At 40.8% G+C, this 17185-nt stretch carries 7 protein-coding genes; 5 read left to right on the top strand and 2 right to left on the bottom strand.

From position 1 onward, the window contains the following. Positions 1-109: 109 nt before the first annotated feature. Complete coding sequence (locus ABD985_RS05920; protein ID WP_345370011.1) at positions 110-3856, top strand: TIR domain-containing protein; 3747 nt, start codon at positions 110-112, stop codon at positions 3854-3856. 129 nt (positions 3857-3985) lie between these two features. Here the strand turns inward: ABD985_RS05920 and ABD985_RS05915 are convergent, their stop codons facing one another. Then, positions 3986-5968, bottom strand: coding sequence for an alpha-amylase family glycosyl hydrolase (locus ABD985_RS05915; protein ID WP_345370010.1), 1983 nt, complete (start codon positions 5966-5968; stop codon positions 3986-3988). A 342-nt stretch (positions 5969-6310) separates the two neighbouring features. On the opposite strand from ABD985_RS05915, the gene ABD985_RS05910 reads away from it, so the two are divergent. The 4 genes from ABD985_RS05910 (at position 6311) to porU2 (ending at position 15744) form a co-directional block, all read left to right on the top strand. Beyond that, positions 6311-7912: a sugar-binding protein gene (locus tag ABD985_RS05910; RefSeq protein ID WP_345370008.1), complete on the top strand. Its 1602-nt coding sequence runs from the start codon at positions 6311-6313 to the stop codon at positions 7910-7912. Positions 7913-8226: 314 nt separating this feature from the next. Continuing rightward, positions 8227-8829: a pseudouridine synthase gene (locus tag ABD985_RS05905; RefSeq protein WP_345370006.1), complete on the top strand. Its 603-nt coding sequence runs from the start codon at positions 8227-8229 to the stop codon at positions 8827-8829. 394 nt (positions 8830-9223) lie between these two features. Then, the gene (locus tag ABD985_RS05900; RefSeq protein WP_345370004.1) at positions 9224-10369 is read left to right on the top strand and encodes a putative type IX sorting system protein PorV2; all 1146 of its coding nucleotides are present in this window, start codon (positions 9224-9226) and stop codon (positions 10367-10369) included. A 41-nt stretch (positions 10370-10410) separates the two neighbouring features. Then, positions 10411-15744 (top strand): putative type IX secretion system sortase PorU2, encoded by a 5334-nt coding sequence (gene porU2, locus ABD985_RS05895; RefSeq protein ID WP_345370002.1) that lies wholly within the window; start codon positions 10411-10413, stop codon positions 15742-15744. Positions 15745-15936: 192 nt separating this feature from the next. Here the strand turns inward: porU2 and ABD985_RS05890 are convergent, their stop codons facing one another. After that, positions 15937-16734: a response regulator transcription factor gene (locus ABD985_RS05890; protein WP_345370000.1), complete on the bottom strand. Its 798-nt coding sequence runs from the start codon at positions 16732-16734 to the stop codon at positions 15937-15939. Positions 16735-17185: the final 451 nt, after the last annotated feature.

Genomic DNA, 17185 nt, shown 5'->3' with positions numbered 1-17185 from the left:
GAAATATGTTTTTAGGAGGTTTAAATATAAAAAATCCTTACAAAAATATTATAATAAGTATATTTATTCCGTCCTAAATAACAAGTACTCCAAAAATCACTAAATCTCCATGCAAGAGCTAAAAACTACTGGATATAAAGTTTTTGATTTTTTTATTTCTTATAGTCGTTCAGAGAGTTTACTACAGGCGGCAACCTTGCATCAGCAACTGCAGCTTGCAGACCATAGCGTTTGGTTTGATAAGGTAAGTATGCTGCATGCTGAGGACTATGAGCTGCAAATACAAAGTGGAATTCATGCTGCGCATGTGGTCGTGTTTTTGATCACACCTTCCTCTATTCGTTCAAGTCATTGTATCAAAGAATATATTCTAGCCCTGAAGGCGGGTAAATGTATCGTTCCGGTATTACAGGTAGCCCCTGATATAGAAGATTTTGAATACATCCAACAACACTATAGTTCTTTTTTGGAAAAAGAGGATGTGGAAAAGGCTGTAGCGCATATCAAAAAAACAGATTGGATTTATGGAAGACAGGCAGTTATAGACTTATCTATTTACAATGATTGGAAGGAGTCCTATGAGAACTCTTGGAAGAAGCATGCAGATAGTACTTACCTAAAAGCATGGAGTGTAGATATACCCATGGAGACCAAAGATGGATATCAGGAGGTAGTCCGTAAGTTGTTATCCTTAAGAAGCAAGCATGCTGGTTGGTTACTTCCTCATACCACATTGTTGCTTAAGGCCAATATATGGGAACAAGGGTATAAGAATAGGGGGCTTTTACTCATAGGTGAGGAACGGGAAGAAATGCTGGATTGGGTAGAGAAGCTATTGGAGAAAAAAGACAATCGTGTAGTAGAGGAAACTCCCCTTCAAGCGGCATTCTTGATGGAGAGCCGTAAAAATGGAGAGAACCTTTGGACCGATGTGTTTATTGGTTATGCCAATAACGAAGTTCGAAAGATGAGGGACTTACAACAGCAACTACATTTACACCTCAAAAGTACTTGGGTTGATATTGATGATATTGAGAAAGGAAAGGATTATCGACAAGAAATACGAAGAGGAATAGAAAGTGCCGATTACTTCTTAATGATGTTATCGCCTTCTTCTATGAAGTCTCCTTACTGTTTAGAAGAGTTGGAGTATGCTCGTTCACTAGGGAAGAGAATAGTACCTTTATTGGTACAGGAAGTAGAGAAAGTCTCCACCCTTGGTTTTTCAGAACGTACTTGTTTAAAGCAATCGGATAAACGCTACTTTGAGAAGCTATTGAGAGTATTGCAGTTGGATCAAAATTACCTGACCCAGCACAAGCAGTATTTATGTCATGCCTTGCGTTGGGAAAGAGCAGATCATAATCCTTCTATGTTACTGAGGGGGTATCAGCTGAAGCAAGCATTAAATTGGTATAGAGGAGGAGAACAGTATAAGGAGAACCCTCCGATTGACTTGCAAAAGCGTTTCATAGAGGCAGGAGAGCAGCAAAAGGCCTATTTGGATACGGAGGTATTTTTGTCTTATTCCAGAAAAGATGCTGACTTTGCTCGTATGTTGAATGTCAGCTTGCAGGAAAGTGGTAAAAATACTTGGTTCGATCAGGAAAATATTCCAGCAGGATCACAAAATTTTTGGGAAGAGATTCAAAGGGGAATAGACTCAGCGAATAACTTCTTGTTTATTCTTTCTCCAGATGCGCTCAGTTCACCCTATTGTGAGGACGAGGTAGCTTATGCGATGGAACAGGGAAAAAGAATACTCACCGTGCGTTATAAAGCATTGGGAGATACCCCTTTGCCAGAGGCACTACAGCATATTCAATGGGTAGATTTTTTGGAGACCAAAGATTTTGCGACAGCCTTAGGAGAGCTGAGTAGGGCATTGGAAGTGGATCGTCATCATGTGGAATCCCATAGTAAGTGGCAGCAAAAAGCACTTTACTGGAAAAGTCAGGAGTATAACAAGGATATGCTGCTCTCTCATACGGAGCTGATTTTGATGCAGGAATGGTTGGAGGAAACAGAAGAGGAGAAATATGAACCTTTGCCGACTGCTTTACAGTTGGAGCTTTTTCAGGCATCGGAGGAGTTATTATTAGCCAAAACTCGAAAGGAAAAGAGAGACCGCCATATCTTGATGGGATTATTGGGCGCTGCCAGCATTTCTTTTCTTGCGGCAGGAGCAGGTTTTATTTATGCCCGTAAGCAATATGAGTTTGCCGAACAGGAGAGGCAGTTAGCCATACAGGCACAGCAACAAGCTAATACAGAAAAAGAAAAAGCATTAGAGGCTTATCGAATCGCTGAAGAGGCGAAACAGCAGGCACTACAGGCAGCCGTGCAAACAAGAAAATTATTTGATCAGGCAGAGTATCAAAAGCAAAGGGCAGAGGAGCAAGCGAAACAAGCATATTGGGCTAAGGAAAAAGCTTTGGCTTCTCAACGTAAAACGGCTCAAGCCATGCAAGCACTGATGCTGGAACGTGAGAAAGCAGAACAGGCTAATGAAGACGCGTCTAAGGCTAGAGAAGAAGCAGAATTGGCTAGTCGAAATGCAATGGTTCGTCAGTTGTTATACCTTTATAAAGTGGCGTTATTAGAGGAGAATGATATTACCAGAGCAGTGAGAATGGTAGAGGCAGCTTATTTTATCAATAAGGATAATGAAGAAGTACAGCAGGCCTTTCAATCTTTTCAGCCTTATATTCTGGGGCATAATGTATTTAGAAATAATACCTTGACGCTCCCTAAACGTATTGCGACACTTTCCATTAACCACTCGGGAGATAAGACGTTGGCACTGCATGCGGACGGAACAGCTACGCTTGTCCACTTAGAGCGCAAAGAACAACAGTCTTTTCTGATGGAGGGCGCTAGTATACAGGCAGTTCAATGGCTGCAGGAAGACCAAATAGCCGTGAGTATCTTAGAAGAGGAGCAAAAGAAGGTGAAAGTGTTGGCTGATGATGGAAGGTTATTGCAAGTCTTTGAAGAGCAATTTCCTTTAGCGAAAGTAGGAGAAAATTGGTTTTTAACTGATCCTCAATCAGGATTTGTATGCTATGGGCCATCGGGAGATAAGAAGTATTTAACGCATGGAGGGGAAGCGGTAGGAATAGAAGTAACTGAGGAAGGAAATGTAAGAACGATTACCACCAAGGGAACCAAGGAATGGACTGCAGGGGGAGAATTGATTCGATTTATCCCAATTAATGATTTTCGTAGCCTGGTCAATGATAAAACAGACTTATTGGATCTGTTGTCAGATGATCAGGAAGAAAGGAGAGGGACGAAGTCTGTTTTAGAGGTGAATCAAGAATTGAATACCTTGTTAAAGTCATTATTTGGCTCCAAGAGAATAGAACAAATGCAGTTCTCCAGTAATAGACAATCGGTGGTGCTTAAAGTAGGGGAGCATATACTGTATCAACAAAAAGGAAAAGTGGCACAAAGGGTGGAGCTTCCAGTAGATAGCCAATTTAGTCTTTCGGAAGATGGACGTTTATTGTATGCCTGGAAAGGAAGCAAAATGGAACAGTATGATTTGCAAAGGGGGGTGTTGAGCTTGGCGGTTACGGCCGATTCTACCTTTCAGGAAGCAGATTCTATGGCACATGTGGAGTGCACAGTAGAAGGAAAGCAAGTGATTGACACACATCAAGAGGTTCAAAGAAGTTATCCTCTGAATTATAAGCCAATAGAGGCGAGTATTTATGCAGATAATATTCTAAAAGTAAAACGTAGTCCATTGGAAAGTTATTACTATCCAATCTCTCCTAAGGCTGTCATGGAACTGTTAGAGCAAAATACAGCTATTGAGCCAGTATCTATTGTTGAACCGTTGAATCGTTGAATTTCACCTTTGGTGACCATTACATGGCGTGTGATTCGAGTTGATCTGTTGGTTGATATATACTCATACAACAGATCAACTCGAATCAACGAGCGAAGCTCAATTCAACGAATCAACGATTCAACAGCTTTATCCTATTCTCATAACGATGGCTTCCCCAGGCTCTAGTCTGGAAGAGAACCAACTATTCACAAAGGTATATTGCTTACCAGACATATAGTCATAGAAGCTATTGTGATGTGTTCCGTCTACTTCCAGATAAAACTCTTCGGAGTGGGTGAAGTTAGTGTTGGCAACCACTAGAATACGTTCTGCCTTATGTTTAGGATCAATACGTTCAAAGGCCAGGATATGTCCAAATCCTCCGTGAGGATCAAGTAAACGAATACTTTCAGCCCGGTTATTGGCTATAAAATGTCCATCTATAGAAGGAAGCTCTTTATCCAATAGGTTACGAGTCATATTGACATGCTTAATAAAGGGAAGTAGGTGTTCACCTGTATTCCACTTTAAGGCACTTTTGTAAAATAAAGGCAAACGTTGTTTGCTGAAAAAATCCGTTTCAGCAGGGGTGAAGTTTAGTCCCGTGTTGATGGGCCAATTTTCTCCCAGTTCAAAGCCTTGATGTATAAACGGTATAGTATGGGGTAAGAAGCTACAAACCACATAGCTACACTTGGCATGTGGAAGACCTCCTCTCTGTACAGCTCTTGGCGTATTATGAGTTTCAGGGGTACCATAAAAGGGCAAAGCCAAAGGACGAGTACATTCTTTAGCAATATATTGTAGACCCCCTTCTTTACCGCTGTCTCTCCATACATGCCCCAAAGCAGCATTGAACCCTGCCTCCTTACTAGAAGTAGTGAGGTGGAAGTTCTCTTCACAAAAAGCAAAGTCAGGATTGATATGCCTAGCCTTAGTGATAATCTCTTCCATAAGGGCTGCGGGCATAGCATGTCCCATATCCATCATCACTCCATCAATTCCAAAGGTTTCTTGATAGTAAGGAATGACTCCTGACAGTTTATCCCATAGAGGACGATTGACGTTTTTTTCCTTTGCTAACTTAGGATCGTAATAACGTATGGTATTATAGGCAATGTAATTATAGTCGTTTCTTGTATTGTCTATAGGGTAATTATACATCCTCAAATATGTTACATCTGACCATGCCGGTTGAGGATCATCGGGTGGCCAGTCGGCAAAGGCACCGGGAATGACCAATCGCCCTTCTTCGGTATAAGCGACATACTTCCCTTGCTCTACTTTAATTTCTTCCGGTTGTGGAGGTGCTTTGAAAAGGGAGCGAAATTTTAGATCAGGCATGTGATAAGTCCCTTTCCCATGAGGAATAAGCTTGATTTCATCTAGCTCTTTTTGTAGGAAAGCTGGACTACTGTATTCCTCTACTCTGGAAGCATCAATCCAGTAATACCACTCTGGGTGCTCTTTGACCCAATCTCCCCCTAAAGAAGAGGTTCTCAGTACAAACTCCACAATGACTCTCATCCCCATAGAATGTGCAGCTTCGACAAAAGCTTGAAACTGTTCTTCTACGCTAAAGTCAGGCAATAGGGGATCTGCCAGAAATTGATCCAGTTTATATTGATTTTTAATCGCATAGGGAGAACCTAAATCCCCTCGGTTGCCATCTTCTCCAATACTTGTAATCGGAAGACAGTATACTGTATCTATACCTAAGGAATGAAGGTAAGGAAGTAAAGCAATACTTTTTAAAAAAGTACCTGTTTCCCTAAAACCATTTAAGCTTAAGGTAGTGTCGTGTGTGGCTATGCCCACATGTCCATCCTGATCGTGGTCATAGGAAGTGGTCATACGGGGAAAAAGATTGTAGAATCGGCTGTGCATGGTCCAATTGCCACCACTAATCTCCGAATGATGTAATAGGGATAGAGGTTGTTGGTAGTCTTTTCCTTCTTGTTGTTGATGAAGGATGCGATCGATTAGATCGGCATACCATCGACTAGGATTTTTTTTCAAGGGCCTGCAAGCACCTTCTACTCCATCCCATAAGGAAGGAATATAGTATTCCCGTTCATCTTGATCAGCCTGTTGCTGGAAGTAATGGCTGATTTTCTGAAGTATGGTCATCTTTTGTTGTGGTATAGTTTCAAAGATTAAACCACCAAAATATTGAATAATTTATTCAGTTTTAATGATTCTACTCAAGTGGTTTTAATGGAATATACATAATTCAACTTACCTCGTTCACAATCAAAAAGTTAATATGAGGCGAAAAATTACAGGAAAGCAAAGATCATAAGGAGTTTCGGTAGATTGCTTATGGATTATCGTTTAAAAAAGATTGAAAAAAGTTTATTGGTTATTGTTTATCGCTTATTGTTTAAAAAAAGTGTTGAAAAAATACCGATAGGGTATTGTATGTTACTTAGGGTTAAAATAATTTTCTTAACCGATAATAACCTAATCACTATGAAAAAAACAATCAAAATTATCTCATTACTGACCTTACTGTTGCCTGGAATTTCTCTGGCGCAAGCTCCCTGTCAAAATCCCATTTTCGTAGAGCAAAATGGGTTGGTGGTTGTTGAGGCTGAAAGTGCCGCTCAACTGGGGAATGGATGGAAAATTGAAAATGCTTATGCGGAAGCTGCATTAGGAGGAGCGTATATTGTTTACAAAGGAGGGAACTACTTGCATCAAGTGCCAGCCAGTACGATTACTACCTATAAAATAAAGATCAGTACTCCTGGGAAGTATCAGTTTAAATGGCGTTCCCGTAATGGGCAGGGTGCTATTGCTAGTGATCAGGAAAATGATAGCTGGTTAAACATAGAAGCGGATGAGTTTTATGGAGAAGCTGGGGGAAAAGTAGTTATCGGAGCAAACTATGCCAAGCTGTGGGTACATAGCATGGATCAATGGAGCTGGGAAGGAAAAGGGGAGTATGAGGAAGCCAATGGATTGCGTTTATTTGCTCAGTTCAATCAGGCTGGGACTTATACGGTTAATATCGCAGGACGTTCGAATGGACATCCGGTTGATCGTTTTGCCCTTTTCTTAAAAGAACAATCAACAGCAGCCGTAAATGACGCAACCATACCTTCTTCAATAGACTGCGGCAAAGGAGTAGAGACCAAAGAGTGGGCAGATTCCTTAGGCTTGTCAATGGGATATGCTTCAGGCTTTGTAATCGATGGTGAGTTAGATACGCTTTGGGAGTCTGTGGAGACACATAAAGTAGCCTATGATGTGTTGAATCAAGGAGTGCCTGCCAATACTGATTTAAGTGCGACCTATAGGTTAGCCTTCGATACGGGGTATGTATATATTTTTGCAGAGGTGAAGGATCAACAAGTATTAGTATCAGAAGGAGACAAGGATACAGAGGTCGCCTATGACGATCATATATTAGTTGGGTTCAATCCTGATGGCAAACATGAAACAGGAGGAGCTTTAGGGGAGGATGCGGTGACGCTACGTTTTGGGTATGGTAGAGAAGATACGCAATGGATAGGTCTTGGAGCCTGGAAGTCAGACGCTACTGTAATGTATCGTTCCAAAGTTATAACAGGAGGATATACGATGGAAATACAAATCCCATGGAGCGGCATTCTAGGGGAAGGTGAAAAGCCAGTAGCTGGAAGTCTTATGGGATTTGAGTTAGAGGTTGTTGATCAGGACGGACAGGGTGCTGCCAATAATCATCTGGCATGGGCCAATAATACCAAGGTGAACGCAGGCCACAATGATACCCGTAAATGGGGATATATGACTTTGCTGGAAATCCCTGAGAAGGAAATCATTCAATCCGTAGAAAATCATTTGTCTACGCAGTTGCTGGTCTACCCTAATCCTATGTTGAATCAGGAGTTTCAGCTGAGAACGGAAAACACACAGCCTCTACAATTGACTTTAGTAGATCTTAATGGTAAGGTGATATGGGAGCGGTCTATACAAGGTCAGCGACAGTATCTTTTAAAACCAGAGGTGCCAATGGCAGCCGGAGTGTATTTGTTGCAAGTAAGAAATCGTCAAGGTGCGACAGCAGTACATCGATTGCTAGTAGATTAATTTATGGTAGGGTCGCCCCCAATGCTGTCAATTTAAGCTGAAAGTAAAAAGGTAGAAACTGGTCGTAGGGTCCTCCCTACGACCTGCAGCGGGTTTGCACTACGCTTTCTACATGCACTATTTCCTTAAGTTGACGACATTAACTTTAACTAGTGATATAGCTTGTTTCCAAACATCCCGTAAATTAATTTCATTCTTCATTCTTCATTCTTCATTCTTCATTCTTCATTCTTCATTCTAATATTAGGCTGTCTTCACTTTTTTCTCCTAACTCTTTTTCCCCTCCTACTTTTTTTCGGAACTTGCACCCTATCATGAATGAACATAAGTATTACATTATTTATAAGCCGTTTGGTATGCTGCCTCAGTTTAAGGACGAGGCGGGTCGTCCTGTGTTGGGAGAACTATATGATTTCCCTAAAGATGTGTATCCAGTAGGACGTTTGGATATGGACAGTGAGGGATTACTGATCCTTACCAATGATACAAAATTAAACCACCGTTTACTCAACCCGAAGTTCAAGCATAGTAAAAAATACTTGGTACAAGTAGATGGGGCTGTTACACCACAAGCGATACAGCAGTTGGAGAAAGGAGTGACGATTTCTGTCAATAAAAAGAAGCATCACACTTTACCTGCCAAGGCACAAATTTTAGATCAAGATCCTCAGCTTCCAGATAGGGATCCTCCAGTGCGCTTCCGAAAAAACATACCGACTTCTTTTATCACGCTAACCTTGACGGAAGGCAAGAACCGACAGGTACGTAAAATGACCGCAGCGGTAGGCTTTCCCACCTTGCGTCTGATCCGTATTAATATTGAGAAGCTGCGTTTGGGGAATATGCAGCCTGGAGAGGTGATGGAGTTAAGTAGAAACCAGGTTTATAAGGCATTGTTTAACGAGAAGAGGAAGTAATCAGTTATCGGGCGCCATGCAATGGTTATCGTTTACCGGTTATCGCTTATTGTTTAAAAAAAATGTTGGTAGGTTGTTACTTATCGTTTAGAGGTAAAATAGTTTACCTTAACCGATAACCGATAACCATTGCATGGCACCCGATAACCGATCCTTTCAAATAGTGATTTTCAAAGCGATAATAGGATTGTGCATACTTTTTGTGATTACTTGTTCGTTGATTACATAAAAAATTAAATAATCGATCACCTCATTCCGATTAGGATTATAGCGACCGTTTGTGGGGTATTGTTTGCCGTTTAATATTCAGCCTAAATTAAACGATAAGCGATAAGCGATAAGCGATAAACGATAAGCGATAAGCGATAAACGATAAGCGATAAACAAACTATTAATGCGTTACCTCATTTTCATCATTTTCATAGGACTTAGTCTCCCGTTATCGGCCCAGATCACTGCTCCGAAGTATTCCAATGAGTACCTTTTCATTGGAGCAGGAGCCAGAGGGTTAGCCATGGGCAATACACAGGTGGCCATTGTTGATGATGCCACTTCGGGTTACTGGAATCCGGCTGGTATGTTGCAGATAGATAGCCGATATTCCGGAGCGTTGATGCATGCTCAGTATTTTGGTGGAATAGCCAATTATGATTATGCCTCTTTTGTGGGAAGGGTAGACCAGCGTAGTCGCTTTGGTGTATCTGTGATTCGATTCGCGGTGGATGATATTCCAGATACCCGTTACTTGTTTGACAACGGACAGGTGGATTATTCCAGGGTGACGTCTTTTTCTGCCGCTGATTATGCGTTTATCTTTTCCTATGCTCACAAGTTTAACCTTCTGAAGGATTTCAATTTTGGCGCCAATGCCAAGGTGCTTTACCGAAACGTAGGCATTTTTGCGAATGCCTGGGGATTCGGCTTGGATTTTGGCTTGCAGACAGAAATTTCCGGATGGCAACTAGGAGTGGTTGGTAAAGACATTACAACCACCTTTAATGCCTGGAGTTTTAACCAGGAAGCACTCTATGATATTTATGCTACTACAGGTAATACCTTACCGAATAATTCCTTGGAATTAACCTTACCTCGATTGATGCTAGGGGTGGGGAGAGATATTATGTTATGGAAAGGAGCCAATGAGACCAGACCTTTAGCTACCATGTTGCTCTCTGCAGGACTAGACCTCACTTTTGATGGACCAAGAAATACTTTGCTTCAAACCCCTGTATTGAGTGGAGACCCTCATGCTGGCGTAGAATTTGCCTTTTACGAGGTAGCCTTTGTCAGAGGAGGGATAGGAGGTTTTCAGGCCATCAAAGGAAGTACCGGAGGAGATATTCCCGAACAATGGGTGATGCAACCTAGTTTCGGGATAGGAGTAAAGCTTAAGACTTTTACCCTGGACTATGCTTTTTCTACTTTATCAGAGGAAGTTGGAGGATTATATTCCCATACCTTCTCTCTAAAAGCAGACCTGGAAGCCTCCAAGAATAAAACACCACGCTACCAAAAACGCAGAGCCGTAGAGTTTTATTAATCAATACACGTAACAGTTCAATTCGATTCAACAACCTTAGCATGTACCAGAGAATACTACTGACTTTTTACAGCTCACTAATTACCCTCCTTCCAGCCATCGGGCAAGTATACCAGATGGATACGAGTAACTACAATTGGATGAACAAGGAGGTTCCCCACTTGAAAATTACTGTAAAGGAAGATGGCATCTATAAAGTAACTGGCAGAGAGCTAGAAGAAGCCGGTTATGAGCTACTCGCTACCAAGTTTTCCGAGCTAAAGATGCTTTATAGAGGCAAAGAGGTAGCCATCAAAGAAGTAGATCAGAATGGGGATGATATCGTGAATGAGTCCGATTACTTTCTGTTCTATGGGCAGAAAAATGACGGGGCGTTGGATAAGGTACTTTTTACTCAGGATGGAGGAGAACCTGTCAATCCTTATCAGAGTATGTATGGTGATGAGTCAGCTTATTTTTTGGTAAAGGAGCAATTGGGTGAGGGGGAGTTTCATAAGCGAATTAAGGAAGCTGCTCCAATTACAGGACCTACTGCTGCGCCTGAGCATATTTTGAAGGAACAGTTGCATAGTTTTAGGGATAGGGTGGTGCAAGGGATTGATGTTTTTGCAGAGCCTGGCTATGGCACGTTTGGTAGTAGCCGTTATGAGAAAAAAGAAGGATTTGTAGAAGCCCTTTCTAAAGGCGGCACGATAGAGAAACGCTTTATATTACCAAATATAGAGGAGTCTTTGTTGGGTACTGAGAATGCCCGTTTGGAAACGAATATATTACCTGTTTTAAGGGCTGAAAATTATGAATCGGATATACAATTACAGGTTGAAGAGGGAACGACAATCTCAACAAGAAAGTTGATAAAAAACCGGTCATTTCTTATTGATACTCCTCTGAGTAGAGATTGGATCAGTAACGGAACGCTACGGTTGGTAATAAAAGATGGCAATCATACGACAGGAGATAAGAGCAATCAATTTTCAGCGGCTTATTATAAAATAACCTACCCTTTAGCTAGTGTGCAAACCAATGAAGGGGATATTCAGATGGTTTTGGCAGAATCGACGACAGCATATCATTTTAATGTAGATAAAAGTAGTGATCAAACTGTAGTATGGGATGTAACCGATCCATTATATCCTCAACCTTTATTTAGAGATGAAATTCAAGGAAATTATAAGGGCAGGTCACATGGGGCAATTTTTCGGCAAGTTATCGTTTCCTCTCAGGCTAGGGAAGTGTCAGGTGTAGTCAAAGCGGACTTTGTGGATTATACTTCTGATATTCCTTACAACTACTTTATTATTACTCATGATAATTTACTTGAGTATGTTGATGAAAAAGGGAAGGTGCATTATCCAGTCAATGAATATGTGAAATATAGGGAGGGTACTGGTTATCAGGTGTTAAAGATGACAATTGAAGAAGTATATAATACATTCTCTTTTGGAGAACGTACTCCTTATGCCTTGAAAGCTTTTGCCCGTATGGTAGATCGTACGTTTAGGTATGAAACTCCTCCCAAGTTATTTATTATTGGAAAAGGGATATCTCTGGAAGAAGATAAAACGCTTACACATCCGGATAACTTAATCCCCCCTTTAGGGATACCAGCTTCCGATAATAATATCGTAGCAACCCATTATTCTTCATCATACACTATGAGTATGGCAGTGGGCCGATTATCTGCCGTGACTCCTCAGCAAGTAAAGAGTTACCTAGATAAAGTAAATAGAATGGAAAGCTCCGGATTTAAGCCAAGTCCAGGAGTGCAGGAGGTGCCGGGAGAACAAGATCTTTGGCGTAAGAATACTTTATTATTAGCAGGCGGATACGAAGATTCATTGCTGATCAGGGAGCGAGATCCAATAACAGGTGAGCCTGGGTCTAATGGGAAAAGAATGGATAAAGAGTTTTTTGTTGAACGTTTGCAGCAATATGCCTCTTATATTCAGGAAGGACCACTAGGTGGGGTATCACCGTCTTTGATTATTAAAAGCTCTAGCTCTAATACAACAGAGTTGATTGATGTCAGTAAGCAGATCAATCAAGGAGTAGGATTGTTGATTTTCTTTGGACATGCAAGTATTTACGGTCCCGATTTAGATATTGGAAGAGTTGAGCGTGGTTATGAGAATGAAGGTCGATATCCTGTAATATTAATGAATGGGTGTTCTGGAGGGGATGTGTTTAGGAAAGGGGAAAGCTGGGCAGAGAACTGGATTTTGGCAGATAAAAAAGGAGCGGTTCTTTTTATTTCTAAAAACCGTTACTCTTTTCCGGAACAAGCAGACGAAGTTGCAGGTCAGTTCTTTAATCATACTTATGGTAGCAGGCTTAATCAGGGAACATTACATGAAGATGATTTTGGAAGTGTATCCGCAGGAGAAAAATTTAGGAGAGCGATAGAGGAATATACTTCTTGGTTTAATATTTTCCCTGGTTTTAGGGCCCTTGATTATATTTCTTTAGAGCAAATGGTTTTTCAAGGCGACCCTGCTTTAGTGATTACACCAAGAAACCCCTCAGTTGCGATCAAAAAAGATGAGTTTGAGCTACTACCTACCGGAAATGATTTACAGGTTTCTGCTCAGTCCAATTCATTTGCTTTTGAGTTTCCTTTATACAATTTCGGTAAAGTGCCAGAAGGTGTTGATTCTGTTACTATAGAGATTGAAAGAGTTTTTCCAGACCCAAGTCTTTCTGAGATCATCCGATTTCGTAAAAAGATTCCTAGGAATGTAAGTCAGGAGCGTATTGTTTGGGATAATACATTCGGAAAACCTTATGCTAATGGGGTGAATAAATTTACTGTGAGGGTTGATCCTCCTGTTCGGGATGTAGTCTTGAATAACAACGCTATCACCGATTTTGACTTTTATTATTCTTTTCCAGAGAATACCTTAAGGGTCGTAGCTCCCTTCGATCATGCTATCCTCAATCAGGATAGCCTAACTGTATGGATTGATGATCTCAATCCTAAGGCGAGAGAAAGAAACTATACCTTGACGATAGGAAGAGATTCTGCATTGACAGATCGTATCGAATTGGATACCACAGGTTTCGATATGCTGTCGTGGAAACTGGATGTAAAGACATTTTACCCTAGTCTAAAATCTGGAGATGTGGTATACCTCTACGCTGATTATAGTACGTATGAAGAAGGTGACCTGCAAGGAGGAGATACTGTATCTGTGACTTACGAGCCCACTTTAGCCAAAGGGTGGAAACAAACTGTAGCCCAGCAGGCTTTTGCTGATAGTGCCTTTACAAATTTGACCTATCAGTCTCCTTCCTTCTTCGTGAGAGGACGGGAGTTAACGTTGGATATGTATACTTCTTCTATATTTGGTGCAGATTGGAATATGACTTATGAAGGAGCTCCTTTAACAGGTAATGAAGCTACATCTGCAGCAAGAGAGTTAATTTTGCTAGGAGTCAGTGCGACCACGGGAGGTTATTATTTTCCTAATTATAACATATGGGGAAAAGGATTAGATCGTTTGGTTGGCTTTAAAGTGGACGAAAGAGATCAGACCGTAAGGGGACCAATGGTACGTCTCAATCAACTAGACCTTGTTGGTCAGAACAGCACTTTATTAAAAGCATTTGTAGAAGGAGATTCTTCCGTCGTGAAGCAAGATGGAGATTATGTAGTACTATTGAGTAGAGGGGGTATTGATATGGAGCAGATCGTAGCTTATGACTCAGCGGGAGTACTTACTTCTTTAGGGTTTGATACTAATGAACTGAAAAAAGTAAAGAAGAATGCTTTTATAGGGGTGGGACGTAGAGGTATGCTACGTTCTTTCCTGAATAGAAGTGATACGTTGATGGCTTCAGGGGAAAGAGCTGTAGAAGCTTCCTATACCATTGTTACGGTGCCTGATTCTGGTTCGGTGAAGTCAGAGTGGATAGGACCGGCAAGGCAATGGGAGACTTTAGAGTTTGAAGTAGCCCCAGGTGATCGATCAGATGATTGGGAGTTGGTAGTTTATGGAAAAGGTGATACTGGTGTAGTAGATTCATTGGGCACGTTTACTGCTGACGGACGTATAGGGTTGAATGAAATATACCAGCAGTACCCTTACCTCCGTTTGGAATGGAAAGTGGGTAGACCTGCGGCAGGGCAGCAGTCTTCTCAATTACGCGATTGGAAGGTGACGTATGCTTCTCTTCCCGAAGGCGCTCTCTACACCGAGAAAATCCAGCACACCGTAGAAGAAAGCTACCTGAATAAAGAGGATGCTTATTATCAAGGAGAAGACCTTCGTTTGCGTTATGTATTCAGGCTCTTGACGGAAGAAAAATATGAAGAGGCACTGCCTGTATTCTATTCCTTGAAAGGTAAGACGGTAGAAACGGATAGTATCCCCGCTTCGGTATGGGAACAGCAGGATTCCGTACACCTTAAGGTAAATGTAGATACTTGGAAAGAGTCCTTATTGGGAGGGAATAGTTTGTTCCTGACTGCAGGAACACCTGATAATGAAGTATACTTCTTTAATAATGTGAGAGAGTATGCTTTTCATGTAGAGGAAGATAAGGTGAATCCTTTATTGGAAGTGTTTTTGGATGGACGTAGAATTCTGGATGGGGATATTATCTCCCCAAAGGCGGAGTTAACGATTTCTTTAAGGGATGACAATCCATTCTTGCGCTTGTCTGAAAATACAGCGTCTGTGAAGATGAAATTGCGAAGTCAGGCTACCGCAGAAGAAGGAGGAGAGATCCTCTTGGAAAAAGACCTGAAGGATATAGGTTTGGTAAAGTCGGATAATAAGGGTAATAATCAATATACCGCTAGCTTTAATATAGCCCATTTGGTAGCAGATCAGAATAATGATGTTTCTAACCTAAGGGTTGTAGAAGGTGAACCTTTATTAAAAGATGGAGAGTATCAGCTATCTATAGAAGCTACAGATGTCAATGGAAACTATGTTGGAGGAAACTTGATTGAACAGGAAATAGATACGGTAGCTTTCAGACAGTCCTACAAGGTAGCCTTCACAGTAAACACAGAGGAGGCTGTAACGAATTTCTATCCATACCCCAATCCATTCTCAGATAATGTGCGCTTTGTATTTACCTTAACGGGAACGGATATTCCAGAGGAAATAAAGATTCAGATTATGACGGTGACAGGCAGGGTAGTTCGTGAAATTACACAAGAAGAGTTGGGACCTGTCCACATAGGTAACAATATTTCACGCTATGCCTGGGATGGAACGGATGAGTTTGGAGATCGGTTGGCCAATGGGGTATATCTCTATCGGGTGATTGTGAAGAAGTCAGGAGAAGTTATGAAAAAGAGTGATATTGATAAGGGTAATGATGGGTTATTCAAACATAATATTGGTAAGCTTTACTTGATGCGATAATGATAAAAAAGGGATTATTAGAGCTTGTTTGGAATCCAGATTTAAGGCGGCGTGCAACGCAGAAAACTTCTATAAATTGACTGAGAAAGTTCTGATTTGAGCCTAATAGTGGTTCTATTTGGGGATAATCAGGACTTTCTCAGTCAAAATTAGAGGAATTTTATTCCAAAAGATGTGGTTCCAAACAAGCTCTTAAATGATCCCTTTTTTTATGCAGTCGGCGATCAGTTGTACACTGTTGGAAAAGCCTGTTTTATGCAACATATTCTTTTGATGGGTACGTATCGTATGTACAGAGCTATTTAATTGGATTCCAATTTCCTTGGCCGAGAGACCTTGAGCCATTAATGTAATGATCGTAGTCTCTTGCTGCGTGAACTTGATGGGATTTTTATCTTTTGGAGTTAATGTGTAGGGGTCCAGGGAATAAAAAGAAGGAAACTTTGAGCTGATAAAGGAAATAGACTGATCAATTGAGGGATGCAGGTGTGTAATATCCGTGATGACATTAATGGTTTTACGGATCTTTCCGTAGGTATTTAAGGCAAGTACCTGTCCCTGTCGCAAGAAGGTTCTGTAGCCTCCGGTAGGTGTTTTTAAACGAAAAGTAGAAGAAGCTTTATAGTGGGGAACCTGCTCAATAGGAATGCGATTGTTGAAAAACTCAAAGGCTGCTTCTTCTTTGGCTTGCATCGTTTTTAGGTCATCAACATGAACCGCTTCCATGAGTGTGTTGATTTGTAAGGCTTCCTTATTGATTCCTACGACCGAAAAGGGATCTCCTCCAATACTTTCTATTTTGAGGTCACAGAGGTTGAAAATGAAATAAAAGTAATTTCCCGGAGCAAAATATTGTCCAATTTCTTCTACAATGGTTGGTTTTTGAATTGTGGTTTCTTGTATGTCTGTGAGGCTCTGGTTTTGCCAAACCGTAACCACTTGATTGATATACTGGTTCTTTGAGAGGGGCATGGTTGAGATCAGTTTCATGATATTACTGGGATTAAATATACTTAATTTTAGGTATTGTGCAAGGTGTTAGTTTTAGGCATTTTTGCAATAGACTACAGAACACAAATGAGAACAAAATGAGGTGTTTTATTCTGTCTTTGTGAAACTATTTGGTAACATGAAGATTACTTTCTTTGGAAGGATATTATAGACGGTATTTTTTCTGTTTACATTTCAATAGTAGCAGACTGGAAATAATGTCTAAAAGAGAAAACTAGGAATAAATACCTTGTAGCTAATTTGAAAAGAAGTAAAAAACAGGAAAACCTGAGAAAGCTTGTACTATCTCAGGTTTTTTATGCTTAATAGTAAGATGTTGCTTAATTGATTTTGAATATTTATAGGTCATACTATTAAACAGCTCTGTTGAATCGTTGAATTAAGCTTCGCTAGTTGAATCGTTGATTCGAGTTGAACTGTTTATCGAAGG

This window comes from Algivirga pacifica, from assembly GCF_039543525.1.
GTDB classification, from domain to species: Bacteria; Bacteroidota; Bacteroidia; order Cytophagales; family Flammeovirgaceae; genus Algivirga; species Algivirga pacifica.
The sequence above is the reverse complement of the archived record's forward strand: the minus strand, read 5'-3'. Positions and strand labels throughout refer to the sequence as shown.